Below are 26,341 nucleotides of genomic sequence, written 5' to 3' on the forward strand. Positions count from 1 at the left end.
TGAAGGGGGTGCGGCCGGCGGGGGAATCTGAACGGCTGTCATGAAAGGTCCTCGTCTTGCGGGGAAGTACGGGCGGTGCGGGGTGGACCGGTCGGGGTTGAACTCGCGGCCACTACTGCTTCGGCGAGTAGTCCTCGGTGTACTTCCAGTCGGGGAAGGTGTAGCAGTCGATCGAAACCTTCAGGCCCGACGCCGCTTCCTTCTTGAGCCCGTCCTCCAGGGTCTTCTGACGCTCCGCGACCAGTTTCTTCGCCTCCGGGGCCAGCGGCTTTCCGCTTGTGAGTGCCTCGACCATCGCCTCGTACTCCCAGTTGGGCCGCTTGGAGATGGCGTCCAGATAGGCCGTCGACTTGACGAGGTCGGGGCACTTCTGGACAGGAACGGGCACGTTCACGCGGTAGCCCGGCTGATCCGCGATCTTCATGATCTGCTTCACGGCGGGGTCGGTGACCTGCTTGGCCGAATCGGCGAACGCGAGCGTTCCGAAGCCGGTCTTGAGGTACTCCTTCGCGAAGTAGCCGTCGGGCTCGGTCATCCACTGCAGGAATTCCGAGGCGGCTTCCGCCTTCTTCGTCTGTGAGCTCACCCAGTACTTGTTGCCGTCGTGCTGGCGGGCCAGGGCACCGGTCGCCCCGCCGTCGGGTACGGGATGGGCCGCGACGGTGTACTTGTCGCCCGTGAACCCCTGGCTGTTCCAGACACTGGGTACCCAGGTGCCGTCCAGGTAGATCCCGGCCTGCCCGACGGCGAACTGCTGCCGGGAGAAGTTCTTGTCGTTCAGCCCGGGGGCCAGGTAACCGGCCTTCTGAAGCTCCTGGATGTACGAGAACGTCTTCAGGGCCTGCGGGTCGTCCAGCGAGAACTTGCCCTCGTGGAAATTGAAGAACAGGTCGGTCGACGCTCCCGACGCGAGCGCGAACCAGATGCGTTGGAGTTCCTGTTCCTTGCTGGGGGACGCGATGCAGTAGGCGTCGGTCTTGGCCTCGATCCGGGCGCAGGAGTCCTTCAGTTCCGACCAGGTCCTGGGCGGATTCGCCGTGTCGAGCCCGGCGTCCTCGAAGACCTTGTTGTTCAGGAACATGTATCCGGGACCCCAGTAGAGGTTCTCGGAGAAGGGGAAACCGTAGGTCTTGCCCTGGTAGGTGTTGATCCCCTCGACGAACGAGCCCTCCGGCCAGCGGCTGGTGAAGTCCTTGGAGACCTTGCCGTCCGAAGTCAGCGGCCGGATCCATTTCTGGTCGAGCAACTGGGCCATGTTCGACGGGCCGCCGGAACTCCAGTAGAAGATGTCCGGCCCCTGGTGACTCTGGAAGGCCAGGGGGAGCGTCTGCTGGTATTCGTCCTGCGAGATCGACCGCCACTCGACCTTGGTTCCGGGATGCTCCTTGGCGTACTGGGCGACGACCTTGTCGTGGAAGCCGGTCTGCTCCACGGAGAAGTCCCAGATGGTGAGGGTGTCCTCCGCGGCGCCGTCCCCACTTGTCCCGCAGCCGGACAGGCCCACCGCCATCACCGTCATCAGCGCGGCGACTGTCCTCGAACGTCGTCTCTTGAGCATCAGAGTCCTCCTGCTGGCGTTACGGCGAGGGCACCACTGACCTCTGCCGACCGATCGGCCCCCACTGAAACCCAGGGCCCGAGGTGCGGATGAGGCTAGGGGCGGCAGAAGATCCGAGCAAGCGTTTTCACAAGATCAATTTTATCCACCCTGGAAGAGGCTCCTCCACATCACCTCTGACCTGCTCTTTGTGCCAGGTCGCGTACGCGAAGGACATGGCTGGTAGGTTCTGAGGAAACGCTTTCACACACCAGAACCGAGACCGGAGGGCCGCCGTTGTGCGCTTGATCGTCCTGACAAAACCGTTCGGATCCACCAGTGTCGACCGGGTCGCCGACCGGCTCGCCTCCCTGGGCGTGGACGGCACCGACCTTCTCGTCCGTGCGGGGCAGGCGGTAACGCCCAGCACCCCGGAGGACATCGTCGCCGCGGCACGCACCCTGGAGCGCGCGGGGCTCGGGCTCGACATCGTCACCACCGATCTCACGGCCGCCGGGCCGGAGGCGGAGCGGATCATCGCGAGCTGCGCCGAAGCGGGGGTCCCTCTGGTGCGTATCGGTTTCTACCGCTACCCCGGGCACGGGGACTACACGACGCACCTGGACGACGCCCGCCGGCGGCTGGCCGGCCTCGTGGACCTCGCCGCCGCTCATGGTGTGCGGCCCGCGCTCCAACTGCACCACGGCACCCTGCACATCTCAGCGGCACACGCTCTGCGGCTCCTTGAAGGACACGGCGACGTCCTCGTCTACGCCGATCCCGGCAACCAGGCCAAGGAGGGAAGCGAGGACATGCGGCTCGGCCTCGACATGCTGGGCGTCGAACGTATCGGCTGCGTCGGCGTCAAGAACGCGGTGTGGCAGCGGGGTACGCGGGGCTGGGAGTGTGACTGGCAGCCACTCGCCGACGGCGGCGTCGTCAACTGGCCGGAGATCCTCCCGCTCCTGCTCCGGCGCGGCTACCGGGGCCCGCTCTCGCTCCACGTCCACTACCCGTTCGGATCGCTGGAGCGCGTGCTTCAGCGTGACGTGAACCACCTGCGGGACCTCATCGCGGACGCGCGGAGGGAAAACGAGGCGCAGTGAATCGTTTTACCCTGTCAGAGGTACGCCCACGGCCTCCGCGGCAACCGGCCGGTGGCCTACCCAGATGATTTCCGCCTGAGGTTGTTGTTTTCTCCCGGACTTTCGGAGGCGCTCGTTGAGCAGGTCGCGGATCGGCAGATCAGGCAGCGAGACAGGGCGGTCCCGGGTGACCATCCGTGAAGTGGGCGCGGCGGCCGGCGTCTCGACCTCCACGGTGTCCCGGGTGCTCAACGGCACTGCCAAGGTGGACCCTTCGCTGGTGCAGAGGGTGCACGACGCCGTCGCGGACCTCGGCTACCGGCCCAACGCGGCCGCCCAGGGACTGGCCCGCGGCGAGGCGGGCGCGATCGGGGTCCTGGTCCCGGATCTGGCGAACCCGTACTTCCCCGACATCCTCAAGGCGGTCTCCAGTGTGGCCCGTACCCACGGACGCCGCGTCATGATCATGGAGTCCGACGAGAACGCGGCGAGCGAATACGAGTACGCGCAGGACTTGATGCGGTGCTGCGACGGGGTGCTGCTGTGTTCGACCCGGATGGACCGTGCCTCGCTGGTGGACCTGACCCTCCAGGGCACTCCGATGGTCATGGTCAACCGGATGGTGCCCGGCCTCAGCACGCCCTCGGTCTCGGTCGACTTCTACGGCGGCATGACACTGGTCTGCGGGCACCTCGCCCAGCTCGGGCACCGCCGCGTGGCGTACCTCAGCGGCCCCGAGGCCTCCTGGGCCAACGCGGAGCGCGTACGGGCCTTCGCCGCGGCCGCCGCCTTCGGCCTCGACATCACCGTCGTCCCCTGCGGCTCCACCACCCGCCATGGGTACGAGGCGATCGCCCCGCTGCCGGACACAGGCATCACGGCGATCGTCGCGTACAACGACCTCGTGGCTCTCGGCGCCATGGCCGGATTCGAGGAGCGGGGCGTCAGGGTGCCCGACGACATGTCCGTCATCGGATGCGACAACCTGTCGCTCGACCGCATGCCGTCCTCGGGCCGCCTCCTCACCACGGTGTCGGGCCCCCGGGACCAGCTCGGCAGGCAGGCCGCCGAGCGGCTGGAGCTGTTCATGACCTCGGAGCCCGACAGCGAACCACTCCTCATCCCGATGGAGTTGGTCATCAGGGACACCAGTGTTCCTCCGGGGACCACGAGGCCCTCGCACGCCCCGTAGGGCGACGGGCCGCGAGCGCGGCTCCTGGACATCAGGCTGGACGGAAAGGAAGAGCCTCCGGAGGCCCCCACCCCGTGTCGGGCCGGGGTGAGGGCCTGGCCGCGGCGGACCTGTCAGATCCGTCGCGGGATCGTCACGCAGCAGGTTCGAGCGTGACCGAGGCGTTGGACACCTCGGTCCGCAGATCGGCTCCCATGGTGCTGTTGACTATCTGGACAGCTATCACCTCGGATTCCGCCGGAACGGCAGTGCCGCCCAGGTACGAACGGTACTTCTGGGCGAGTGCGGTGAAGTCGACCGAGACCTGGCTGGTGGTTCCGGCCGCGATCTCCTGCCCCTGCACCGTGACGCGGCATGAGTTGTCCTGGCAGCCGTTGTTCCAGAAGACGCCGTCCGCGTTCGGCTCGATGAATTTTCCGGGGTTGAAGTGGACAACGGAAATGACGTTCTTCCTGTCGCCGTCCTTGTAGATGAGGTCGGTCGTGAGGATGGCGCGCTTCTCCCCGCAGGCGAAGGTGCCGCTCTGCTTGGCGTAGGCGTCGTAGGTGACCTTCAGCCGTCCGTCCGCGAAGTTGTAGTGCTGGCCCGGGGCCGGGCGGCGCAGCGAACTCGACGGATAGTGGTAGGAGAATGCCACCTCACGGAGGAGGCAATCGCCGACCTGCCGCGCGTTGTTCTCCATCCCCAGCTTCAGCGGGGATCCGGAATTCCCCGAAACCTGAGCGTCGTAGCCGGGGTACTTCGTGCGCTGGTCACTCTTCCAGTTCAGCGTCACGAAGTCCCAGGCGGGGCAGGCTTTCCTGTTGTTCGCGTCTGTGTAGGGAAAGCGATCGGAACAGCCATCGTCGGCTCGCAGTTCATTGTCCACGGCGCGACAGCCGGAGGTGTCGTAGTACGTGCTCGGTGGCCCGGCGGGCAGGTCCGGGAATTCCCCCACGACTCCGAAGCACCGGTTCTTGGGGCCGGGATCGAAGACGATGGAGGTGGACTGGGTGACCGGCGAGCTGGCGCTGACCGGGCTGGCCATCGCACCGAGAGGGACGAGCAGTGCGAGCAGGGCCGCGCCGAGCGCGTAGCGAAACAGTCGTCTCAACGGAAACTCCTTCAAGAGGGAATTCATGAGGCGTGTCCCCGGCCGATCCGAAATGCCCCCTCCTTTCCATGGGAGCGTTCCAGCGGGACAGTGGTTCGACCGGAATGATGGTGGAGCGACAGGTCACCCCGTCAGGATGCGAAAAAGGCAGGGCGCAGGCCCCGGGCGATGCGAGGAGGAACACGATCGCGTCTCATCGTGGAGCTCTGTGACGCGTAGGCCACCCGTCCTTGACGGCGTGCCAGGGAGTAAAACCATCCCTGTGAGGTCACGTCAATAGAGGGAAACCACGCACTGGCCGTTTGTCCAAGTGTGAATGACCGGAAGTGAAAGCGCCGCATCGCTTCCGCCGGTGGGGAAGCCCCGGAGACCCCCGCAACCGCTCAAGAATCCTGGGCATTTGGCCTCGGTCGTGGACGCCGGGGTCCGGACTCGTGGCGGCCACTACGTGTGGGTATGCCCCGCCCCCCGGCCCGACCTGGCCGGACCCGGGACACATGGCCGGCACAGCTCATCGCGTCATCGGGGCATCGGGGCATCGGGGCATCGGGGCATCGGGGCATCGGGGCGGAAGGTACCGAAGGGAGTGTCGGCCTGACCGCTCTCCTGGTCGCCCCGGCGCGGGCGATCGCGGGCCCCGGCACACACGGACTTCAGCGCCGTGCCAGCGCCAGCACGCTCAGTCCGAACATCAGGACGCCCAGGGGAAGATGAACCGACGGTACGTGCGCGATGCCGAGCACGACCTGGACCGAGGCGAGGACAAGGAAGCCGGAGGCGTGCCAGACGGGCCGGGGCGAGCCGCCACCCGGCTTCCACGCCAGCACCGCCGCGAGCACGTACAGCATGGACGCCCCGTACATCACACGGGCTCCGACGCTGTGCAGCGTCTCTCCGTAGGACGAGGTCAGCAGCAGTCCGGCGGAGACCGCCTGAAGGAAGATGGTCAGGGTCTGCAGGGTGATCGCGATCTGCAGAAACGACAAGCGGCGCTGTGCCGTTGCCTGGGTTGCCATGTCACGGTCCCCTTTCCGCCCGGAGGCAGTAGATCGGTAGGGTTTCAACAGCCCGACGACGCGGGCCCGCGAAAGGTAAGGCGAGGAGGCGGTCGGGAGCATGGGGACGGCTGGGACGAGCACCGATGCGCCGGCCGGTGAGCGGCGTCAACTGATCAATGTCGCCTACCGGTTGCTCGGTTCGCTGGCCGAGTCCGAGGACGCCGTACAGGAGGCCTACGCGCGCTGGTACGCGCTGCCACGAAGCCGGCGGGACGAGATCGTGTCCCCCGGCGCCTGGCTGACGACGGTGACCGGCCGCGTCTGTCTGGACGTGCTCGGCTCGGCGCGGGCCCGGCGTGAACGCTATGTCGGCGCGTGGTTGCCCGATCCGCTGCCCGACCACACCGAGTGGAACCACGGACCTGGCACCGACCCCGCCGACCAGCTGATCCTGGACGAATCGGTGACCATGGCCTTCCTCGTCGTCCTGGAGTCGATGACACCCGCCGAGCGGGTCGCGTTCGTCCTGCACGACGTCTTCCGCTACCCCTTCGCCGAGATCGCCGGCATCCTCGGCCGGACCCCCGCGGCCTGCAAGCAGCTCGCGGCCTCCGCCCGGCGGCGGGTGCGCGTCGCGCGGGCTCCGGTGACAGCGATCGGGCAGGCCGACGTGGTGCGACAGGTCAAAGAGGCGTGGGAGACCAGGGACATCGCGGCCCTCGTCGAGCTCCTCGACCCGGCCGCCGTGATGACCGCCGACGGCGGGGGCCTGGTCGGTACGGTCCTGCACCCGATCGAGGGCGGTACGCGCATCGCCCAGTACATGGTCGCCATCGCCGACAGGGCTCCGGGGCTCGAACTCCTGGAACGGTCGGTCAACGGTGTGCCGGGTCTGGTGGCCCAGCACGCCGGCGCCGTCATGACCGTGGCCGCGTTCGATGTCGCCGATGGCCGCGTCACCCGGATCTGGGCGGTCCGCAACCCGGAGAAGCTGGGGCCGTGGGTGCGGGACGCCTAGGTTCTGTCGTCGAAGGCCACGCCACTGCTTCTGCTTCTGCTTCCGCTTCAGACGGTTGTGGGCGAAATGGCGTGCGACGACAGGGGACGCCCTGGCCGGGTACGAAAGCCATGGAAGGGCTGGGTGAGGAATCGCCGCCCGAGTAATGCGTGAAGAACTGCGCAGGAAACGGGATTGAACACCTTGACGTGGAAGAAAGGCGATCAGTGATGAATCGGATCCACAAAGCATTTACCGATTTCCCCGTGAATCCGTGACGGCCGGCGCGCAGGGTGAGCAGTGCACCCGCCCGACACTCTGAAGGCACAAGCGTCGGCGCGAAGTACCGAGAAGCCGTGTTCAGGGCGTGTTGCGGGGTGTCCGGGACTGTTCGGGATTACCTTCTTCGGCTGCTCCAGATGATGGCGGCGGCCAAGATGAGTGCTGCGCGGGTGTGGTGCGCGTGAGTGGAGGGCCGGCCGCGGCCGAACGCGGATCCGTTTGCCGTGGAGGTCGGGGCGGAGTCGTGGTTCGCGAGGTTGCGCAGGATTTCGCGTGCCTGCTGGAGGCTTCCGGGGGCGGCGATCATGAGTTCGAGTGCCGTACGGGCGGCTTGCTGTTCGGAGAGGGTTTCCTGGGCGAGGCCGAACATGATGCTGCGCAGGTTCTCTCCGAATACGTCCGTGATGGACAGTTCGGGGCACAGGTGGCGGATGGATCCTTCGAGGTTGGCGAAGGATTTTCCGAGGAGGGCGATCACGGGGCTGGACTGGATGCCCCGGCGGGTGGCGTGGGTGAGGACGGCGGTGAGGGTGACGCCGAAGTTGAGTTCCTCCAGTGACGCGGAGGTGACCTTCGGGACGAGGGCGGCCATGTCGGTGCGGAAGCCCGGCAGGTCGGCCCAGGGGGTGGGGTGTCCCATCTCGGTCCAGGTCTTCGCCAGCCCGGTGCCGTCGTTGGCGGCCACGTTGAGCAGGGCCAGGACGAGGCTTCTGCTGACGTTGGCCTCGACACGGCCGGCCATGCCCCAGTCGATCAGATGGGCCGGGTGGCCGGGGGCGACGAAGACGTTTCCCGGGTGGGGGTCGGCGTGGAAGTAGCGGTCGAGGAAGAACCCCCGGAACATGAACGCCATCAGGTCCCGCCCGATACCGGCGCGCTCGTCGGCCGTGAACGTCTCGGGGTCGGCGTCGCGGATCGATGTGCCGGGTGCGAGGGACTGCACCAGGACCCGCCTTGTCGGCTCGAGCAGGACGAGGGGAACGGTCAGGTGCTTGTGCTCCGCGGTCAGGCGGCGGGCCATGCCCATGTTGGCGGCCTCCTTGCGGAAGTCGCTCTCGCCCTCCATGGCGTCGAAGAGCACCCCGAGCATGGCCGGCAGGTCGATCACCGTGGTGAACCGGGGTGCGGCTCGGGCGAACACGCGGGCCGCCCGCCGCAGGACGGCCATGTCCTGGGTCATGACCGTCTCCACGCCGGGGCGCTGGATCTTGACCGCGGCCGGTGTGCCGTCGGCCAGAACGGCGCGGTAGACCTGGGCCAGTGACGCCGCCCCGAGCGGCGTACTGGTGTCGATCTCGCGGAAAAGGCGTGGCCAGCGGGCCCCGAACGCTTCCACCAGGACGGGCTCGAACACGTGGAACGGCACCGGGGTGACCTGGTCGTGGAGCTTCTCGAACTCTTCGATCATCGCCGGGGGCACGAAGTCGGGGCGGGTGGAGAGCATCTGCCCGACCTTGATGTAGAACGGCCCGAGCGATTGCAGAGCCTCACACACCGTCCGCGCCCGCTCCTGCCCCTCCTCCCCGGTATCCGCACCGCCGCCGCGCCTGGACCGGCGCGTCTCTTCCACGAGCAGACGGCCCAGCACACCGGCCACGTACCGGGCGCGAGCGGACACACGTCCTCCAAAGGCAGTCAGGCACGATCGGCACCGGGGTGCTTCCGCTCGTCATAAGCGGGCCGTCGTCGCCGGCCCCCGGCAGTGCCCGGGACGCCCGTACCTGGTCTCCGCCTACCCGTTCCGGCCGGGAGGCGAGCCGTCGCCGGCCGCCTCGGACAGCGGCCCCGCCATGCCCGACGACCGGCCGACCGCCCGAGCCGCCACGGGCGCGGCCGGGGCAAGCGCGGTGAGAAGCACCTGAGCGAGAACCTGGTAGGTGCATTCACCGCCGCTCTCGCCTTCCCTGACCCGGAAACGACGACCGTGCCGCACATCGTCGGCCAGCTCCTCCACAGTGACCGGGCGACACATGAACGTGTCGAACAGCTGCCCGCCTTCCGTTCGGACGAGGTGGCGCTCCGCGCCCATGCCTGTCGGGAGGTTGGGGGACGCACCGTCCGTACCCGTACCCGTACCCGTACCGGCCCGCACGGTCACCCACGTGCCGTCACCGGGGACCGGCCTCCCACCGGCTCCTGCCCGGACGGAGTGGCCTCGACCAGGCGGCCGAGCTTCTCCTGTAGCGCGGCCAACTCCGCCCACAACCGCTTGAGTTCCTCCTCCCGGGCCTCCGCGCTCCGGACGTCTTCGCGGGTGTCGGCGGTGCCCTCGCCCTCGTCCAGGAGGACGAGGACCGCCTCCCGGGCCTTGCCGTCCACGCGCGCCGCGCAGTCGAGAAGCCCGTAGGCGCTTTCCCTGGCACCATCCATGACGGCGCCGACGAATTTGACGATGCCGCGACGCGGCCAGGTCTCGCTCATGACAGGCTGCTCCTTCTGCTCGGGTCCGCCGTGAACGACGGCGCAGGTGACAGGTGTTCGTCAGCTTTCTGAGTGCCCATTCCGAGCCCGGCGACAACCCCGCCCACAGGGCGTGCGGAAGCACACGCAACGCCCCACACGACCGCCCGCCGGAAAACGCTCCGTACACGCGCCCGTCGATATGTTCTCGGCCGCGCACCGCCCAACCGCCCACGCCCGGCGTCCACTCGGGGCCGTGTGTGACAACCCGACCAGTTCCGGGCGGACGGAGGAATCACGGCGGGCGTGCACGGCGGGAGCCGCACGCCCGGGGCGTACACATCTGGCACATGCACACGTCAAGTGCGGCGTCGTGCTCTCTACCCGGGGAGGCGGGGCTGAGGCGATCCTGCCAAGGGACGTACCGAATATGCCGGGGCTCGTCCGGCAGACCGAGGAATCAGTGCCGCAGGTGAGGCTGGTGTCATGTGACCACTGTCGTGTCCCCTCCCGCCGGGGCGGCAGCCGCCGTCGAACAGATACTCACCGACCGGCTCCACGCCACCCGACGAGCACGGGACGGCAGCGCCCTGCGGCCCGCCGCCACCGCAGCACCGGGCCGTCTCGCCGCCTCCGTGGCCACCCGTACGTCCTGACAACTCGGCCGCGTCACACGGGCCCGCGCGGGAACGCCGCCCCCATCACTCCACACCACGACGGAGCATGCCATGCACGCGACCCCGGACACGACAACCGCACAACTGCTTCAACTGCCGCCGCTGTACTGCCCCATCGACGCGGCCGTTCACCCCGATCTCGACAGCATCGACCGTGATTCCCAGGTCTGGCTCGACCGCTTCCGCCTCTACACCAGCGACATCGACCGGACCTGGGTCATCGCGCGACACTACGCGGAGGCAATGTGCCGGATCTATCCCGAAGGCATCACCGACCGCGTCGCGCTCACCGCTCGATGGCTGCACTGGATCTTCTACGTCGACGACGTGCGCATGGAAACCGCCGTCACTCCCACCAAGCTCGCTTCGGCGATCGGCCTCACCAGCCACCTGCTCCGCGTCATGGAGTCCCCGGCCATCGAACCGGCCGCGGATCAGACCGGCCCCATCGCCGCGCTGCAGTCACTCATGTCCTCGGTACAGGCCGTCGCCACCCCGACGCAGCTGTACCGGTTCGGCGAGGCCCACCGCAAGTGGTTCCACGCCATCCTGTGGGGGATGTCCAGTCCCGCACTCGCCGGCCTGGACGAGTTCCTGCACCTGCGGATGCTGAACGCCGGCGGCGCCGCCAGCCTGTCCTGGTCGGAGATCACCATCGGGGAGGAGATCCCCGGCGCCGAGTTCCACTCCCCCGCCATGCGCGCACTGCAGGAATCGTCCTTCCTGTTGATGGCCCTCGACAATGATCTGCTCTCCTACAACCGCGAACTGTTCATCGACAAAACCAAACTCAACATCGTGATGCTGCTCGCCCGGCTGAACGACTGCCCGCCCGAGCAGGCCGTCCACCAGGCGGTGGCCCTGCGAGACCGCCTGATGACGCTTTTCCTGAGGCTGCGCGAGCAGGAACAGCCCAAGCTGAGCGCCCCCGGAAGGGCCTACGTGGCGGACCTGGCCTACGCGATCCGCTCCAACCTCGACTGGGGCTCGCACTCTGCCCGCTACACCGCTGTGACACCCCGCACCCAGCTCCCCCCGTCGAATCCCGCCCCCATCCCCCTGACACTCACCGACCACCCCAGCGACTCCAGCACCGAACCGCTGCCCTGTCCCTCGATCGCCTGGTGGTGGCAACAACTACGCACGTGACCGGCACCAGAGCCCTGTCCCCGACCCCCGGTGCGCGAGCGTGAGGCCCGTTCCAGACGGGGCGTCAGGCCATCGCGAACTTGGCAACGTACTCGTCGTACGGCTCGATGCCGACTTCCGCGCGGAGTTCGTTCTTCCGCGCGGAGTTGCGCGCGGAGTCCGTTCATGCGCTCGGGCTCCTCACAGGCCTGGGCGCTGCTGTCTCTGTTGACCGTAGCCGCCCTGGCGGTCACGGCCCGGCACAAGTGAACGCGAGCGGCGTCGTCACACGCCCGGCGGCGGGTTCTCGTCCGGCCGGGGCAGGAAGGCGCCCTTGGCGAGGATGCCGTCGATCCGCCGGCCCTCGGTCGCGGTCACGCGCCGACGAGGCAGGGGCACGCCCACAACGTGCGCCAGGCGGCGGATCTGCACGTCGACCGCCGCTTCACAGCTGAGGCAGAAGTCGTCCGCGGCGCGGCGTCCCTGGGCCCAGCCCAGGAGCGCCAGGGCGAGGGCCACCGGACAGGCCGGCCACCAGTAGAACGAGACGGCCAGGTAGGGCACGGCCCAGGCGACGCGCACGGTGGCGGCGGCGTAGTCGTCCCAGGCGGCGGAGACGACCTTGGTGATCCGGTCGTCGCGCAGCTGCCAGAGGCGCGGCCACGCCCGGGAGAGGGAGACGCCGTACTGTGCGGCGATTCGTTCGTCGACGAGGGCGAAGCGGTCGCCGATCCAGGTGGCGCGGTGGGGCAGATAGCGTTCGGGGATCGCGTAAGCGCCGCGCCGGGCCTCGTCAAGGGCGAGCCGGCGGCGGCGCCGCACGCCGGGGCGCATGATCCGGCACAGGACGGCCGACGTGCCGAGCCAGAGCCGGTTCACGACCAGGCTCAGTTCTCTCACCAGCAAGGCCACGACAGTGACTCCGGCGACCAGCAGGCAGCCGATGACGGCGCCTCTGGCGGTCCGGGCGGTGGTGCCGAGCGTGTCCAGGCGCCGTACCAGGGAGTCGAGATCGAGCGCGTGGCCCGCGCCGGCCGGGCCCATCGCCCAGGCGACGATCAGGATCGCGGTGAAGGGCACGCCGGGCAGGACGAGGAACGCGAACCATCGATCGGCGACGCGTTTGGCGAGGTCGGAGAGGATGCCGTCCATCAGCCGCCGTCCTCGGCCGCCATCGGGGCGTTCTCGAGGTGGCAGCGGGGTTCGGTGGCGTCGGCGTTCCGCCCCCGGGCGGGGCAGCGGCCGTGCGGGCACAGGAACCGTTCGACGAACGGCCGTTCCTGCCAGGTGCCGTCGGCAGGAAGCCCGGAACCACGGGTTCCGTCGCGGCGGAGCCGTAGCTCGCGCAACGCCTCGGTGGCCGCCTTGCCCGCACGGACCTCGGTCAGCTCCCGTTCGAGCTCGGTCCGCCACCCGAATCTGTCGGCCTTGCTCCTGAGCTCGGGCAGGTTGGCGCACAGCCACTCCAGACCGGCTTGCTCGTCGGTGACGGCCCCGGGGACGACGCCAGGGACAGCACCGGGGACGGCCTCGGCCCCGGCGGTCGCTCGCGGGTCGCCGGATCCGGGGGCCGCGCGTCGCGGCTGACGCCGCCAGGGCAGGCGCCATGGGGGAAGGGGCACTGATCCACTCCTTGGGGTCCGATGTGCGGTTCTACCGTCCGGTGTGCGGTTGTACCGTCCGGTGTGCGGTTCTACGGTCCGATGTGCAGCAGCGACGACCAGACGTCCACGTCGTCCGGGGCCAGGCGGCGCAGCGACCGCGCCGCGGCGTGGACGGCCCAGGCGGACCGCGCGCCGTCGGGGGCGCCCCCTTCGGTCAGCGTCCGGTACACCTCCTGGGCCGCGTGGAGGGCCCTGTCGCTGTCGATCTCCCACAGGGTGCCGACCACATGGACGAACGACTGCAGATGGAGAAGAGCGGCCATGTGGACCGCTTCGTCGTAGGCACGCGGGTCGGGCGCGGCGGTGCTACAGGCCGACAGGTAGCAGAACTCGGCGCCGGCCAGGCGCAGATCGGCGAGTTGTTCCAGGGAGACGACGCCGTCGGTGACGGCGAGTCCGGAGGCGTCGGCATGGCAGGCGACATGCACCCAGTGGGCGTCGCGCAGCCGTGCGAGAACGTCGTCGACGCGCGCCGCGCGCAGCACCGCCGCGCCCGGGAAGCACCGGAGGAACTCCTCGGTCTCCTCGTCGACGGCGGGCAGATCCGACCTGCCGGGGGTCCGGCGCGCCGCGACGGCGAGGCCCCCGCGCGGAGTCACCACCCGTGCGGCCGACCGCAGCAGGGCGCTGACGGTGGGGGTGTAGGAGGAGACCACCTCGTCCAGCAGGGCGGGGCCGCCGGGCCGGGAGTGGTGCCCCGCCGCGTGGAGGGGCAGGGCGGCCAGCGGCCCGGTCGGACACCACCAGATCCGTCGCGTCTCGCCGAGGTGCGGTGCCACGGCGCGCAGTACGGGAACGGCGAGGTCGTCCCACAGCCGTGGGGCGATGACGTGGAGCATCGCCTGATGCCGGCCGTCGGGGTCCGCCGACTGCCGTGCCCAGGCGACGAGTTCGGCGTGGTCCAGTCCGTCGAGGGGCACCAGGACCGGCTCGTCGTCCGGGAGCAGGACCACCGCGTCGCACCGCAGCGGACTCGTGTTGACGACCACCACGGGCCCGTCGACGGCCGCCCGGGAAAGCTCCTCGTAGGTGTGCCGCCGGGTCAGGGCAAGGCGCGCCGACAGCTCGTCCCACTCCTTCCCCAGCCGGACGCGGCGTTCCACATCGGCGCCCGCCTCGTCGAACCGCCACTCGGCTGTCTCGGGCATGTCGAGTTCGGCGCGGATCTCGTCGAGGCGGCGTGCCGACACGGGATCGGCGGCGCGCGCGATCTCGGCACCGTCCCGGAGGCGGGCGAGCTGACCCCACATCACGGCGCGCCCGTGGTCGAGGATCTCGATCGCCGTCTTCACCTGTCCCGCGGCGATCGCCGCCGCCGCGGCGGACGTGGGCACCCCCTGCCAGCGGCTGAGCAGCCACCGCTGGTCGTCACGGCGCAGTCCGATCCAGGCCAGCTGGGGCAGGAGTTCGACGGCGAGCCCGTAGCCCTCGGCGGACAACGGGCCCCCGGCGCCGAGGTCACCGAGGTCGGTGGCCGCGGCCAGCCGCACCTGCAAGGGAGAGGACGACCCGGAGGCCGCCGCTCGCAGGCGTTCCGCCGCCGCGTCCGTCTCGCCCGACGCGGCGAGGACCTGGGCGTGGGCGGTCAGGCAGAGGGCGTGCGCGGGGGCGCCGGGACCGTTCTCCGCCATGAGCCGCTCGGCCAGCGTTCGCGCCCGGTCGAGGTCGTCCCGGTCGCCGCCGAGCCGGAACCTCTCCACCAGCGCCCGGACCAGTCGCGGGTCGGGGGCGGCGCGCAGGCCCGCCTCGACGGCGGCGGTCAGCGCCGCCGGGTCCTTCGTCTCCAGGTAGCGCAGGAACCGCAGCTCCAGGAGGCGACCGGGCACCCTGGACGGAAAGCGGCGGCCCACTCTGTGTACGAGAGTCAGCGCCTCCTCCAGGTCCGCGGCGTCCCCGCGCAGCTCGTAGCGGTACGTCAGCGCACGGGCCAGATTCAGGCAGATGTCCCGCCACCGGGCGCTGGTGAGCCAGAACCAGGGACGGGGCCGAGCCGCCATGGGCGTGAGGATGTCGATGGCCCGTTCGAGGCTGATCACCGTTCCGGTCCACTCGTAGCGGAGCATGAACGCCCGCGCCACCACGTTCTTGAGCCCCGGCCGGTCCATCACGGCGAAGAACCGTTCGGCGAAGTGGCGTGGAGCGCCCAGCGCCGCCGGACCGTCCCGCAGCACCTCCTCCAGGATGTCCGTGTCGTTGCCGCGCTCGGCCATCAGGCCGATCAGCGCATCGGCCTTCAGCGACCAGGCCAGGGCGGAGAAATCACGGGACGTGGACAGGCGGAACCGCTCGGCCCGGTCGGCCCTCCCGCGCAGCGCGTCCTGCTTGGTGGCGGCGCCACGGCCGCGGCGGGAGCGGACGGGCCCGTCGGGGAAATAGATTCCGACCAGCCCCAGCAGCCTGTCCCCCTGCCACGGGAGGTAGACCAGGAAGAACGGGAGCAACAGCTGGGCAACGACCGCCCCGAAGAACACCCCGGTCGGCGTGTCCTCCGTCAGAATCGCCTTCAGCCGGCCCCACCGCATGACCGCCACAACCGCCAGGGCGGAAATCCAGATACCACTGAGCAGGAGGTACCGGGGCAGCATCGTGGCCGGCCGCCGGACGTAGCCGAGCCAGACCTGTCCCAGCATCCGCCGATGCGTGATGGCCCAGAGCGTCGACAGAACGAAGAACGCGCAGGAGACCGCGCCGACGAACGGCAGCAAGTAGGCCGACAGCGGTGAGTCGGGCGCGTAGGAGTGCAAGGTGGCCGTGTCGAGATCGAACCAGGCGCCGAGATCGGGACGGTAGACCGCGTTGTGCTCCGCGTCGTAGACAGGATGATCATGCGGGCCGGACCGGAAGCTCCGGTGGCCCACCAGCCAGTGTCCCCACACACCACCGCCCGCCGGCGCGACCGCCGTCACAGGCCCCCACACGGCGAAGCGCCGTATCCCCCGTCCCATCGCACAGAGGATACGACCGAAGCGGTACCCCGCGGGCCCTTGGGGACCCGGCGGCGGAAGAAGCGGCGGGGTGGCGGAGGCCCGACGCACGCAAGGATCTGCGCGAGGGGCGCGCGTCTCTCTTCGCCACCGCTCGGGATGGGCCGTCCGCCGGCCTCAGTTCTGGAGCCAGACGTCGTCGATGGCGGCTTGGACGTCCTCGGTGCGGGTGACCTTGAAGACGGACACCATGAGGTTCTCCTCGGCGTAGAGGGAATGCAGCCCACACGCGAGGAGGTCGAGATACTCGACGCCGATCCAGGGCTCCCCCTCGTCGGTGCCGAGGTACCCGGCTCCGGAATCGCCGGAGTTGACGCCGACAGCGCGCAGGAGTTGTGCGGGGTTGCCGGTGACGTCCTGGTCGTCCCAGCCATCAGCGGAGAGGCGGGACTGTCCGGGGATTCGGGCGAGGTACTTGGCGTAGGTCTCAGCCGAGTACATCTCGCACACGGCGGTGATCCTGGCCTCGGGATGGGCTTGGGCCTGGGCGTCGAACGCGGCGTCGAGATGAGTGGAGAGGATGCCGTCCTCGCCGAAGGCCGGGTCGCTGATCTGGACGACGGTGCCCCAGCATCCGACGGCGACGTAGTCGAGGTCGGCCATGTGCCGGGGGTGGTCCATGTCGCGGCGGAGCATGGGCTCGAGTTCTTCCACGATGGTGGAGACGGTGGGGAGTTCGGCGACGACGGCGCGGGCGCGGACCGGGTCATGGGCCGGGGCGTGGCGGATGGTGTGCTGGTCGTAGGGGGCGGGGCAGGGCGGGTGGATGCGGGTGATCTGGAGGGTGGACTGCCGCCAGGCGATACGCGGGTTCGTGCTCATGGCGGGAGCCTAGGGCGTGTCCGTAAAGTACCGCCTGGTCTGCGGGCGGGCGGGACGCGCTCCTTTCGCGACACGCTCTAGGGTCGTTCGGAACGGGCGGCGCGGCGATCCGCCGTCACGTTCGATGCTCGCGCGTTCAGGTACTTGGAGGCAGCAGCCGCGAAAGTCCGTAGCGGAAACGGTCGTCGAAGGAGTCCGAGGCCATGAGGTGCTCGCCGATCCGGGCGAGGGCGGGGTAGCTGCCGGTGGCCACGAGTTCGTGGAACGAGCCGCGCGGAGTGCCGGACGGGGTCTGCTGCTCCTGGGTCAGACCGAGCGTGAAGTAGACGATCGACCAGCACAGACGGGCCGCGTCCGCCTCGTGGTATCCGGCGTCCAGCAGGGCGCCGACGATGGTTTCGGCGACGCGCAGGGTCTTGCCCGTGCCGGTGAATGTGCCCGCGACCAGGCGGCCGCCGTCGCGGTGGGCGAGCAGGGCGTCCCGGTAGCGGGTGGCGACCGTGCGGACCCGTTCGGCCGGTTCGTCCGGCAGGTGGGTGACGTCGACGGAGCCGACGATATGGTCGGCCATCGTATCGATGAGTGTCTGCTTCGTCTTCACGTACGAGCTCACCGAGTTGAGGTGGGAGCCGAGGGTCCGGGCGACCCCACGCAGCGTCAGTTTCTCGAGACCTTCCGCCTCGAGCGTGGTGAACGCCGCCTCGATCACGTCGTCCAGCGTCCAGCGCATCCTCGTGTCCCGTTCCGTCCGTTCTCCGTCACCCACCGGCGATTTCCGGGTCATGGTACAAGTGGGCTGCTCAGGGCCCCGTTCATCACCCTGTTCAGGCGCCGAACGCCGCCTGGGACACGGCGTCCCAGCGCTCCCACTCCTCGATGCGGGACGCGTATTCCGCCCGGATCACATCGAGCGGTCCCTTGCCGAAGAAGATCCGCAGGGGCGGCTCCTCGGCGTCGACGACCGCGAGGATCGCCGCGCGGGTGGCGGTCGGCTCGCCGCGCACTCCGGCCGGCCGCCGCATGCCGGCGCGGAAGCCGTCGTAGGCGGCCAGGCGTTCGGCGTGGATGGCGGACGGTCCCGCCCAGTCGGTGGCGTATCCGGCGGGCTCGACCAGGGTGACCTTGATGCCGAAGTCCTCGACCTCCTTGGCGAGGCTCGCGGTGAAGCCCTCCAGGCCGAACTTCGAGGCGTGGTACACGCCGAGGCCCGGCAGCGAGAAGACGCCCGCGATCGAGGAGACCTGGATGATGTGCCCGCCGCCCTGGGCGCGCAGGTGCGGCAGCGCGGCCTGCGTGACCCACAGCGGGCCGAGCAGATTCACCTCGATCTGCGCGCGTGCCTGTTCCTCGCCGATCTCCTCGACCATGCCGAACAGGCCGTAGCCGGCGTTGTTGACCACGACGTCGAGTCGGCCGAAGCGGTCGGCGGCCCGACGCACCGCGGCAACGACGGCCGCGCGGTCGGTGACGTCCAGCTGGATCGGCAGCAGGTTGTCGCCATGGGTCTTGAGCAGGTCGTCGAACGCGTCGGGGGTCCGGCTCGTCGCGGCGACGCGGTCGCCCCGTTCCAGCGCCGCCTGGGTCCACTGCCTGCCGAACCCCGTGGACGCGCCGGTGATGAACCATGTCTTCGTGGTCATGTCGTGCTCCTGTGTTCCTCGGTGCCGGTTGATGCTCCCCGGCCGCGCCGGGTGAGCGGGGAGTGCACGGGGATGACGGCCAGGCCGTCGACCTCGATGAGCCATTCGGGCCGACCGAGCGCCTGGACGCCGATGAGCGTGCTCGCCGTACGGGGTCGCCGCCGAAGGCCCGCAGGCGGGCCGCGAAGATCGGCCCGACCAGTTCGGGCGGTGCCCCACGACGTGGATGGTGTTCTTCAACAGGTCATGTGGGCCGCAGCCGACCGCGGCCGGTGCGGCGGGCCGACGCCGACTCGACGACCGTGACCTGTGCCCCGCACCGCGCCAGCCGGTACGCGAGCACCGGGACCGCGATCCCGGCGCCGGAGATCAGCGCCTTGACTCCGGTCATCTTTCATCACCGCCTTTTTGGTCGTTGACCAAGTTCCGCATCCCAGTGAAATTGGTCAACGACCAAAAGTCAACCCGGGATGTGGCCTCGGGGAACGGCGGCGACCACGCGGAGGCCGAGCACAACTCGGTGGCGGCCGGAGTGGAAGTGCGGGAGGCTCGCGCACATGGTTTCGATATTGCAGAACGTGGCGATTGACTGTGTGGATGCCTATGAGCTGGCCCGGTTCTGGAGCGGAGTGACCGGCCGTCCGCCGCACCCGGAGAACAAACCGGGCGAACGGGAGACTCAGGTACCGCTGACGGGGGGTCCGGTGCTGCACTTCAACCAGGTGCCCGAACCCAAGACGATCAAGAATCGGATCCATCTGTGTCTGCGCCCCGAGACCTCGCGCGACCAGGAGGTGGAACGGCTGATGGGCCTCGGTGCCACGGTTGTCAACGATCTCCGGAATCCTGATGGCTCCGGCTGGGCGGTCCTCGCCGACCCGGAAGGCAACGAGTTCTGCGTTCTTCGCAGCGAGTCCGACCGAGCCGCGAAGAACGCCTGACGCTCACCGCGACCGCGGTCCGGGTTCGCCGGGCACGAAACACCGCGGCGGCCGGTCCAAGGCCTCCGCCCCGATGCGCTCGCGGAACCGCTCCCGTTCACCGCCCACCTCCAGCCAGGCGACCCCAACCGCGGTCCGGTCGCCGGTCACCTCATGGCGGGCGGGTGAACGAGGCGGCGGTGGCCGCCCGTTCGTCAGTGGACGAGGGCGACGGCGAACAGCGCGAAGGCGAGCACGATGACGCCCACGCGGACATAGTGGAACCGGTCCCACCGCCCCATCTGCTGCTTCCAGTCCGCGGGCACGCCCTCGTGCGACCAAGTCGCGACACGCGAGTTGATCGGCACGAGCAGCAGGATCGACATCACCACGCTCACCACGAGCAGCACCGTGCCCGCGGCGACGAACGACACGCCCGCGGCGCCCCACGCCAGCGTGGACCACAGCGCGCCCAGGACGACCGAGCCGATGTACCAGAACGGCATGACCCGGCCGAGGACGCGCGCCCCGTCGCTCCGGGCTCCCAGTCCGCCGTCGTCCGGAAGGCGGTCGAGGATCGGGTTGACGAATACCGCCACCGCGAACTCCACGCCCACCATCACCCCGACCACGACGACCGTGACGACGGCCAGTACCTCCTGCATGTCCCCTCCCAGGGTTTTTTTCTAGCGCCGCTAGATTCTGATGCGATGCTAGCCATGTCATCGCTCGATTGTCTAGCGGTGCTAGGATCGAGTCATGTCGGTACATGAACGCAAGGAACGCGAGCGGGCCAACCGCCACAGGCTGATCGTCTCCACGGCCCGCGAACTGGCCGAGACCCACGGCTGGGACGCTGTCACCACGCGCCGGATCGCCGAGCGGATCGAGTACAGCCAACCCGTGCTCTACAGCCACTTCCGGGGCAAGAACGAGATCGTGGGAGCGGTCGCGCTGGAGGGGTTCGCCGAGCTGACGACCGCGCTGCGTGCCGCGGTGCCGGAGGAGCCTGCCGGCCGGGCGGCAGTGGTCGCGCTGGCCCGCGCCTACACCGACTTCGCCGAGCGCAACCACGCCCTCTACGACGCGATGTTCAGCCTCGACAACGGCCTCCCCTTCGCCGACGAGGCCACTCCCGCTCCACTGCGTGAAGCGTTCCAGGCCCTGCTGGACCCTCTCGTCGACCACGCGCATCCCGACGAACCGGGGTTGTTCGTCGAGACGTTCTGGTCCGCGCTGCACGGACTGGTCACCCTCACCCGCGCCGGACGCCTGTCGGCCGACCGAGCCCCCGACCGTCTCACGCTCCTGGCCGACCGCTTCGTCCCCCGCGAGTAGGCCCCCCGATCACGTTCGTCCCCCGCGAGCAGGCCCCCGATCACCGCTTCGGCGACACAGCACCGGTCCGTCCCGTCGGCGGTACTCTCTCGCAATGCGACCCCTCCGGTACTCCATCAACGTCACTGTGGACGGATGCTGCGATCACCGTGTCATCGCCCCGGACGAAGCCATGCATCGTCACCACGCCAGGAACCTCGACCAGGCCGACGCACTTCTCTTCGGCCGGACGACCTACGAAATGATGGAGGAAGCGTGGCGGCCACCGGCGCCGCCGGGAGCGAGACCCGATTGGATGGAACCCTTCGCCCAGACGATCAACGCGGCACGGAAATATGTGGTGTCGAGCACCCTGGAGCGGGTCGACTGGAACGCGGAACTCGTGCGCGGGGATCTGGCCACGGCCGTTCAGCGGCTCAAGCGGGAGCCCGGCAAGGGACTGTTCGTGGGAGGTGTGAAGCTCCCGTTGGCGTTGGCGGAACGGGGATTGATCGATGAGTACGAGTTCGTGGTGCACCCCAGGCTCGCGGGCCACGGGCCGACGTTGTTCGCGGGGCTGTCGAAGCATGTCGACTTGAAGCTCGCGAGCCGGGTGGAGCTCGGCTCGGGGGTGGTGGCGATGCGGTACGAGCCGAGACGGTAGCCATCGGGCTTGTCAGCCCGAGCCGACCGCATCAGCCCGAGCCGACCTCATCGTGGGGCCCTGGTTCGCGGCTCGCACTCAAACCCGGGCCCCCGGCACGCCGGCGATTCCCGGTCCGTTCGCGCAGCTCGGCCAGCTCGCGGAGTGCTCGGCGGTCCCCGGCGTCGGCGGCCAGCCGGGCCAGGCGCTCGGCATCCTCCTGGGCACCGGCCCGTTCCCGCATCCAGGCCAGCGCGGCGTAGCAGCGGGCGCTCCCCGCTTCGGCGGCCATCCGGGCCGTCTCCTCCGCGCCCTCACGGTCCCCTGCCCGCTCTCGCATCCTGGCCAGGGCGTTGTAGGCGCGCCAGTCGCCCGCGTCGGCGGCCAGTCCGTAAAGGCGCTCGGCGCCCTCGTGGTCCTCTGCCCGCTCCCGTTCCTTGCCCAGTCTGCGCAGGGCCCCCCGGTCGCCGGAGGCATTGGCCAGCCGGGCCAGACGCTCGGCACCCTGGAGGTCTCCCGCACGCTGCCGCGTCTCGGTCAAGCTACGGAGGGCGTCCGGATGTCCCGCGCCGGCGGCCAGCCGGGCCAGGCGCTCGGCACCCTGCCGGTCACCGGCCCGCTCCCGCATCCAGGCCAGCGCGGCGCAGCAGCGCGGATCCCCGGCGTCGGCGGCCAGCCGGGCCATGCGCTCGGCACCCTGGAGATCCCCCGCACGCTCCCGCATCTCGGCCAGCGTGGCGTAGGCGCCGGAGTCGCCGGCGTCCGCGGCCAGCCGGGCCAAGTGCTCGGCGTTCCGGGTGAGACCCGTCGCTTCGGCTGCCCTGCTCAGATGGGCACGATGGCCCGCGTCCGTGGCGTGGTCGGCCGCGGCGGCCCAGAACGACTCTGGTGGGGTGGCATGTTCGCGGGTGGTGCGGCCGTAGGCGTCGAGATAGTCGGACAGACGCGAAACGTCCCGCTGCGCGCCCATACCGCCGTGTCGGGGGACGGGTTCCAGGGCCGCGGCGACCCGCTGGACCCGGGCGCGGGCGTCGGCGAGAGCGGAGGTGAACCAGTGGGGGCCGGCCGCGGTGCGCTGCTCGTCGGTGAGGTAGCCGGGTGCCGCGTCGTGCAGAAAGCCGTCGGGCAGGGCTGCGTCCCAGCCCAGTCGGTACGCGTCCATGGCGGCGGTGACCAGGGCACGTGTGTAGCAGGCGGGGGGTTCGTGGGCGGATTCGTAGCGGTCCACGAGGTGCAGGCCGGCGGCGAGGGTCTGGGTGATCTTCCCGTCGCGTGACGCGTGACTGGCGGCCGTCAGCGCGGGGTCGCCGCCGACGGTGTCCAGCGCCCGCAGGTCCTCCGCTCCGAAGGCAGGTGGGACGCGTACGACGGCGGTGGCACCCGTCAGGAGCGCACGGACATGCCGGTGCGGGTCCGCGCCGCCGAAGGCGCGTTCGGGCGGGGGCGCGGTCAGGCTGGTGAAGGCGACGTCCCATAGGGTGGCCACGACGATCGCGGGGCCGGGCCTGGCCAGCCGTGAGAGCAGCCCGGCGGCGACGGCGTCGCCCTCGCGTCCGGCCAGAAGTTGGTGGGCGTCGTCGAGCCACAGGACCGTGCACGGCTTGAGCGCGCGGGCGGCCATCACCTCCAGCGCGCTTTCCGCGGTACGGGGAAACACAAGATCCCAGTCGGCCAGGCCGCCGACATGCCGGACGGCTTCGTACGCGGCGCGGGTCTTGCCCGTGCACGAGCCCCCGCGCACCACCACCAGCACCGCCTCCTCGCCCGCGACCGCGGTGCGCAGTACGTCGCGCAGTCGCTGGTCGTGGGGCCGTTCGACGTAGGTGGGCAGAACGAATCCGGAGTCATGCGAGCCGATGCCGGAGATGGACGGATGGACGCGCAACCGGGCCGGCGTCCAACAGCCCAGGCGCTGGGGCCGGTCGGTCAGAGCATCGCGGCGCGCGCGGGTCTCGGCGTCGGCGAGGTCGGCGATCGCCTGCTGGCCTCGCCGCGCCTGCTCGGCTTCCCGTACGCGGGCCCGGTTGATCGCGCCATGCCGCTCCCGCCACCGGTCCGGATCGAGCAGCACCGCGTCACCGTCCACAACGAGGCCACCGCGTGCGGCTGCCTGCCCGATGACGGCGATCACGTCGGCCAGGACGCCCACGTCCGCCGGGAACGCCTTGCCGCTCAGCCAGTTGTCGATGGTGTTGTGCGAACGGAGCACCCGCGAGGCAAGGTCGCGCAGGGTGGGGCGCACCCCCGTCGGTAACCGTCGGCGAAGCTGTTCCACACGCTTGAGGTCGTCGAAGAACGCGTCCTCCAGCGCCGCCGCGCTGCCGTCCTGTGTCATGGCGCTACCGGCCTGTTCCCTTTGCCAGCCGTCCAACACGTCCACCACGAACGCGTCGAGAGGCTGCCAGCCTAGGGCGTGTTACGAAAGTCCCGCCTGCCGCCCGGGACATCGCCCGTCCAATCTGCGGTGGAGAAGTCGATGGACAGCCCCCTGGACAGGCGTCATGGGACAGCCCCGTCCCCGCGACAGATCCATGGGAGTCAATGATGACCACTTCCCGCCTCCTGCTCGACCTGCTGGCCATGCGGGCGGTCACGGTGATCCTGACCGGCACCGTGACCGCGACGACGGTGGCGGTGATCATCCGTCAGGCCCTGCGTGGCGTCCCGCCCCGGCACCGGGCCGCCATTCTCCGCTCCGTCGCCGAGATCACTCGCGCACTGCGCGGTCGACGGAAGTGAGGAACGTCCACGGAGCGGACAGTGGCCAACCGCGGTCGCTGCGCCGTGCCCGCACCACCACCCGCGATGACTTTGCCGTTTCTTTACAACCCGTCGCGCCGCTGCCTCGTCTCTCCGCTCGATCCGTTACTCAGTCCGCCGAGCCACCGGGCGGGCGGACCAATGAAGGAGAGCGAGTTATGCGCCGCACCATCCTGAGCGCCACGGCACTGGCGTGCACCGCCGTACTGGCGGGCACCGTGCCCGCGTTCGCCGACGGGACGCCGTCCCCTCAGACGCCCCGCCCGGCCACCGCGGCCCCGACCGCGGAGCCGTCCGAGGCTCCGGCCCAGGACGCCGGACCGGCCAAGACTCCGGCCCGGGACCAGGTGTCCGTCGTACCGAGCGGAGCGCCCGACACGGGTGTGGCGGTCGTATCGACGCCGTCCGGATCCGACACCGGGCTGATCGGCGGGTCCGCCGCCGCGGTGCTCGTCGCGGGCGGCGCGGCGGTCTTCGTCCTGCGCCGCCGGAGGACGACCGGGGCATGATCTCGCCCTCCAGGCGCGCGTTCGTCACCGCGGCGACGGCCTCGCTGCTCGTGAGCTGCGGCGGCCCCGGGGCGAGCCAGGGCACAACGGCCCGCCCCAGCGGCGCGCCACCGCCTTCACGTTCCTCCGGCTCCCCCGCAACGGCGGGGCGGGCCCTCGGGCGTTCGGTCCCGGTCGCGTTGCGGATCCCGGCCATCGGGGTCGACACCCCGGTCATGGGGCTGGGGCTGGCGCCGGACGGCAGTGTGCAGGTGCCCCCCATCACGGCACACGACCGGGCGGGCTGGTACCGGCATTCGCCCACGCCGGGGCAGGTCGGCCCGTCGGTGATCCTCGGTCATGTCACGGTCGGCGCCTATGGGGACGGGGTCTTCCGTCACCTGGCGCGGCTGCGCCGGGGTGACCGGATCGTGGCGCGTCTGAAGAACGGCACGGAGGCGTGGTTCGCCGTCAGCGCCGTACGGACGGTCGCCAAGGCGGACTTCCCGACGGACGACGTCTACGGGGACGTGGACCGTCCGGAGCTGCGGCTCATCACATGCGGCGGCCCCCGTGACGGTGGCGAGTACCTCGACAACGTGATCGTCTTCGCCGAACCGAGCCCGGCGAGTCCCTGACTCGCCACCCGGATCCTGGGCCGTTGGAACCGTATGCCAACGGCCCGGGATCCTTCCTCACGAATGTGTCCACGACCATGGAGAGCGTTGAAACGGTCCCGCGAGAAAGCAGCGGCCGAGCTGTTCGGCACCCTCTACCCGCGCCTCGCGGGCTGGGTCCGCCGTCTCGTCGACGACGACGAGACGGCCCACGAGATCGCCTCCGAGGCGTTCACCAGGCTCTGGGCCCGCTGGACGTCCGTGGAGGAGCCCCGCGGCTTCCTCTACGTCACCGCGGCCAACCTCGTCCGGGACCACTGGCGCAAACTGGAGCGCGAGCGGAAAGCGATGCACCGCGCCACCACCGAAGCCGCCGTCCGTCCCCACCCCGAACAGGAGGACCCATCGGTACGCCTGCTCGTGCGGTCACTGCCGGAACGACTGCGTGTCGCGATCCTGCTGCACTATTACGCCGACATGCCGATACGGGAGGTGGCCGTACTGACCGGGCGCAAGGAAGGAACCGTCAAGGCCGACCTGCACGCGGCCCGAGAACTGCTCCGCGCCCATCTGAGGAGAAGCCATGACCACACGCTGTGACGACGGCCCGGAGTTCGAGCCCGACGACCCCCTCGCGGTGATCCTCCGGTCCTCCTACTCCGACACCCTCGGCCCGCCCGTCGGCCAGTACGAGGCGATCCGGCGCGCCGCGGTCCGCCGTCGGCTGGTGCGCACCGCGGCCAGGGCCGGCATGGTGTGCGTGGTCGCCGTCCTCGTCGTCCTTCCGCTCCGCCTGGCCGCATCGGAGTCACCCGCGTCCCCGACGGTCCCCCTCGCCCCACCGCCGATGCGCGGCCCCTCGCTCCCACCGCCCTCACGGACCCCGGCGACGCCGCCCGCCCCCGTCACGCCCCGACCCGACACCACGGCCGGGCCATCCGCCGAGCCACCGTCGGAGAAGAAGGGCCCTGGGCGGGACACGGACCGGGCGAGCACCCAGGCCGGTGACGGGGGCCCGAGTGATATGGGCCGGCGTGACCCTCGACCATCAGAGCCCCGTCAGACAGGTGGGCCGTCGGCGATGCGGTAGCCGGGGG

The 26,341-nt window shown here is 70.0% G+C and carries 28 protein-coding genes; 13 read left to right on the forward strand and 15 right to left on the reverse strand.

Features of this window, described 5'->3' with window-relative positions; translation table 11 throughout:
* Positions 1-112: 112 nt before the first annotated feature.
* Complete coding sequence (locus ACIOGX_RS21700; RefSeq protein WP_356507635.1) at positions 113-1,558, reverse strand: extracellular solute-binding protein; 1,446 nt, start codon at positions 1,556-1,558, stop codon at positions 113-115.
* Positions 1,559-1,842: 284 nt separating this feature from the next.
* Here ACIOGX_RS21700 and ACIOGX_RS21705 point away from each other — a divergent pair, with 284 nt between their 5' ends.
* Entirely contained in the window at positions 1,843-2,643 is an 801-nt protein-coding gene (locus ACIOGX_RS21705; protein WP_401915363.1) for a sugar phosphate isomerase/epimerase family protein, read from the forward strand.
* 166 nt (positions 2,644-2,809) lie between these two features.
* Positions 2,810-3,814, forward strand: coding sequence for a LacI family DNA-binding transcriptional regulator (locus tag ACIOGX_RS21710; protein ID WP_401915366.1), 1,005 nt, complete (start codon positions 2,810-2,812; stop codon positions 3,812-3,814).
* A gap of 133 nt (positions 3,815-3,947) precedes the next feature.
* Here ACIOGX_RS21710 and ACIOGX_RS21715 read toward each other — a convergent pair whose 3' ends face one another.
* A complete protein-coding gene (locus ACIOGX_RS21715) occupies positions 3,948-4,907 on the reverse strand; it encodes a hypothetical protein (protein ID WP_401915369.1) in 960 nt (319 codons plus the stop codon).
* A gap of 653 nt (positions 4,908-5,560) precedes the next feature.
* The gene (locus ACIOGX_RS21720; RefSeq protein ID WP_401915372.1) at positions 5,561-5,923 is read right to left on the reverse strand and encodes a hypothetical protein; all 363 of its coding nucleotides are present in this window, start codon (positions 5,921-5,923) and stop codon (positions 5,561-5,563) included.
* Between the two features lie 100 nt (positions 5,924-6,023).
* Here ACIOGX_RS21720 and sigJ point away from each other — a divergent pair, with 100 nt between their 5' ends.
* The gene (gene sigJ, locus ACIOGX_RS21725) at positions 6,024-6,923 is read left to right on the forward strand and encodes an RNA polymerase sigma factor SigJ (RefSeq protein ID WP_356507645.1); all 900 of its coding nucleotides are present in this window, start codon (positions 6,024-6,026) and stop codon (positions 6,921-6,923) included.
* A 376-nt stretch (positions 6,924-7,299) separates the two neighbouring features.
* On the opposite strand, the gene ACIOGX_RS21730 is transcribed toward sigJ, so the two are convergent.
* The 3 genes from ACIOGX_RS21730 to ACIOGX_RS21740 all read right to left on the reverse strand — a co-directional run bounded on the left by ACIOGX_RS21730 (position 7,300) and on the right by ACIOGX_RS21740 (position 9,605).
* Complete coding sequence (locus ACIOGX_RS21730; protein WP_401915375.1) at positions 7,300-8,802, reverse strand: ABC1 kinase family protein; 1,503 nt, start codon at positions 8,800-8,802, stop codon at positions 7,300-7,302.
* A gap of 114 nt (positions 8,803-8,916) precedes the next feature.
* Complete coding sequence (locus tag ACIOGX_RS21735; RefSeq protein WP_401915378.1) at positions 8,917-9,282, reverse strand: polyhydroxyalkanoate synthesis regulator DNA-binding domain-containing protein; 366 nt, start codon at positions 9,280-9,282, stop codon at positions 8,917-8,919.
* On the reverse strand, positions 9,279-9,605 hold the full coding sequence (locus ACIOGX_RS21740) for a hypothetical protein (RefSeq protein WP_401761559.1): 327 nt from the start codon (positions 9,603-9,605) through the stop codon (positions 9,279-9,281). The genes ACIOGX_RS21735 and ACIOGX_RS21740 overlap by 4 nt, the downstream gene beginning before the upstream one ends.
* A 467-nt stretch (positions 9,606-10,072) precedes the next feature.
* On the opposite strand from ACIOGX_RS21740, the gene ACIOGX_RS21745 reads away from it, so the two are divergent.
* Positions 10,073-10,240 carry a hypothetical protein gene (locus ACIOGX_RS21745; RefSeq protein WP_401915382.1) on the forward strand — a complete coding sequence of 56 codons (168 nt, stop codon included), beginning with the start codon at positions 10,073-10,075 and terminating at the stop codon, positions 10,238-10,240.
* Positions 10,241-10,312: 72 nt separating this feature from the next.
* A complete protein-coding gene (locus tag ACIOGX_RS21750) occupies positions 10,313-11,410 on the forward strand; it encodes a hypothetical protein (RefSeq protein ID WP_401915385.1) in 1,098 nt (365 codons plus the stop codon).
* Positions 11,411-11,674: 264 nt separating this feature from the next.
* On the opposite strand, the gene ACIOGX_RS21755 is transcribed toward ACIOGX_RS21750, so the two are convergent.
* The 7 genes from ACIOGX_RS21755 to ACIOGX_RS21785 all read right to left on the reverse strand — a co-directional run bounded on the left by ACIOGX_RS21755 (position 11,675) and on the right by ACIOGX_RS21785 (position 18,890).
* Positions 11,675-12,541 carry a hypothetical protein gene (locus ACIOGX_RS21755; protein ID WP_401915387.1) on the reverse strand — a complete coding sequence of 289 codons (867 nt, stop codon included), beginning with the start codon at positions 12,539-12,541 and terminating at the stop codon, positions 11,675-11,677.
* Positions 12,541-13,011 carry a hypothetical protein gene (locus tag ACIOGX_RS21760; protein ID WP_383967044.1) on the reverse strand — a complete coding sequence of 157 codons (471 nt, stop codon included), beginning with the start codon at positions 13,009-13,011 and terminating at the stop codon, positions 12,541-12,543. The genes ACIOGX_RS21755 and ACIOGX_RS21760 overlap by 1 nt, the downstream gene beginning before the upstream one ends.
* Before the next feature lie 71 nt (positions 13,012-13,082).
* Entirely contained in the window at positions 13,083-15,998 is a 2,916-nt protein-coding gene (locus tag ACIOGX_RS21765) for a CHAT domain-containing protein (RefSeq protein ID WP_401915390.1), read from the reverse strand.
* Between the two features lie 156 nt (positions 15,999-16,154).
* The gene (locus ACIOGX_RS21770) at positions 16,155-16,859 is read right to left on the reverse strand and encodes a DUF6333 family protein (protein ID WP_356507661.1); all 705 of its coding nucleotides are present in this window, start codon (positions 16,857-16,859) and stop codon (positions 16,155-16,157) included.
* Positions 16,860-16,995: 136 nt separating this feature from the next.
* Positions 16,996-17,643: a TetR/AcrR family transcriptional regulator C-terminal domain-containing protein gene (locus ACIOGX_RS21775; protein ID WP_356507663.1), complete on the reverse strand. Its 648-nt coding sequence runs from the start codon at positions 17,641-17,643 to the stop codon at positions 16,996-16,998.
* 40 nt (positions 17,644-17,683) lie between these two features.
* Entirely contained in the window at positions 17,684-18,499 is an 816-nt protein-coding gene (locus ACIOGX_RS21780) for an SDR family NAD(P)-dependent oxidoreductase (protein WP_401915394.1), read from the reverse strand.
* A gap of 244 nt (positions 18,500-18,743) precedes the next feature.
* Positions 18,744-18,890 (reverse strand): hypothetical protein, encoded by a 147-nt coding sequence (locus ACIOGX_RS21785; RefSeq protein WP_401915397.1) that lies wholly within the window; start codon positions 18,888-18,890, stop codon positions 18,744-18,746.
* 166 nt (positions 18,891-19,056) lie between these two features.
* Between ACIOGX_RS21785 and ACIOGX_RS21790 the strand changes: the two genes are divergently transcribed.
* Positions 19,057-19,440: a VOC family protein gene (locus ACIOGX_RS21790; RefSeq protein WP_401915400.1), complete on the forward strand. Its 384-nt coding sequence runs from the start codon at positions 19,057-19,059 to the stop codon at positions 19,438-19,440.
* Positions 19,441-19,634: 194 nt separating this feature from the next.
* On the opposite strand, the gene ACIOGX_RS21795 is transcribed toward ACIOGX_RS21790, so the two are convergent.
* Complete coding sequence (locus ACIOGX_RS21795; RefSeq protein ID WP_356507668.1) at positions 19,635-20,084, reverse strand: DUF1772 domain-containing protein; 450 nt, start codon at positions 20,082-20,084, stop codon at positions 19,635-19,637.
* 94 nt (positions 20,085-20,178) lie between these two features.
* On the opposite strand from ACIOGX_RS21795, the gene ACIOGX_RS21800 reads away from it, so the two are divergent.
* Together ACIOGX_RS21800 and ACIOGX_RS21805 are read left to right on the forward strand one after the other, a co-directional pair.
* Positions 20,179-20,757, forward strand: coding sequence for a TetR/AcrR family transcriptional regulator (locus tag ACIOGX_RS21800; RefSeq protein ID WP_401915403.1), 579 nt, complete (start codon positions 20,179-20,181; stop codon positions 20,755-20,757).
* 94 nt (positions 20,758-20,851) lie between these two features.
* A complete protein-coding gene (locus ACIOGX_RS21805; protein WP_401915406.1) occupies positions 20,852-21,400 on the forward strand; it encodes a dihydrofolate reductase family protein in 549 nt (182 codons plus the stop codon).
* 31 nt (positions 21,401-21,431) lie between these two features.
* On the opposite strand, the gene ACIOGX_RS21810 is transcribed toward ACIOGX_RS21805, so the two are convergent.
* Positions 21,432-23,714, reverse strand: a complete 2,283-nt coding sequence (locus ACIOGX_RS21810) for a hypothetical protein (protein ID WP_401915408.1) — start codon at positions 23,712-23,714, stop codon at positions 21,432-21,434.
* Positions 23,715-23,923: 209 nt separating this feature from the next.
* Here ACIOGX_RS21810 and ACIOGX_RS21815 point away from each other — a divergent pair, with 209 nt between their 5' ends.
* The 5 genes from ACIOGX_RS21815 (at position 23,924) to ACIOGX_RS21835 (ending at position 26,334) form a co-directional block, all read left to right on the forward strand.
* On the forward strand, positions 23,924-24,118 hold the full coding sequence (locus ACIOGX_RS21815) for a hypothetical protein (protein ID WP_356507678.1): 195 nt from the start codon (positions 23,924-23,926) through the stop codon (positions 24,116-24,118).
* A gap of 179 nt (positions 24,119-24,297) precedes the next feature.
* Complete coding sequence (locus ACIOGX_RS21820) at positions 24,298-24,648, forward strand: sortase-dependent protein (RefSeq protein ID WP_356507680.1); 351 nt, start codon at positions 24,298-24,300, stop codon at positions 24,646-24,648.
* Positions 24,645-25,265: a class F sortase gene (locus ACIOGX_RS21825; protein WP_401915411.1), complete on the forward strand. Its 621-nt coding sequence runs from the start codon at positions 24,645-24,647 to the stop codon at positions 25,263-25,265. Before ACIOGX_RS21820 ends, ACIOGX_RS21825 begins: the two co-directional genes overlap by 4 nt.
* Before the next feature lie 87 nt (positions 25,266-25,352).
* Complete coding sequence (locus ACIOGX_RS21830; RefSeq protein WP_383967076.1) at positions 25,353-25,844, forward strand: RNA polymerase sigma factor; 492 nt, start codon at positions 25,353-25,355, stop codon at positions 25,842-25,844.
* Complete coding sequence (locus tag ACIOGX_RS21835) at positions 25,828-26,334, forward strand: hypothetical protein (protein ID WP_401915414.1); 507 nt, start codon at positions 25,828-25,830, stop codon at positions 26,332-26,334. Before ACIOGX_RS21830 ends, ACIOGX_RS21835 begins: the two co-directional genes overlap by 17 nt.
* The last annotated feature ends 7 nt before the right edge of the window (positions 26,335-26,341 follow it).

The organism is Streptomyces sp. NPDC088147 (assembly GCF_044741565.1).
In the GTDB taxonomy this organism is placed as follows: Bacteria; Actinomycetota; Actinomycetes; order Streptomycetales; family Streptomycetaceae; genus Streptomyces.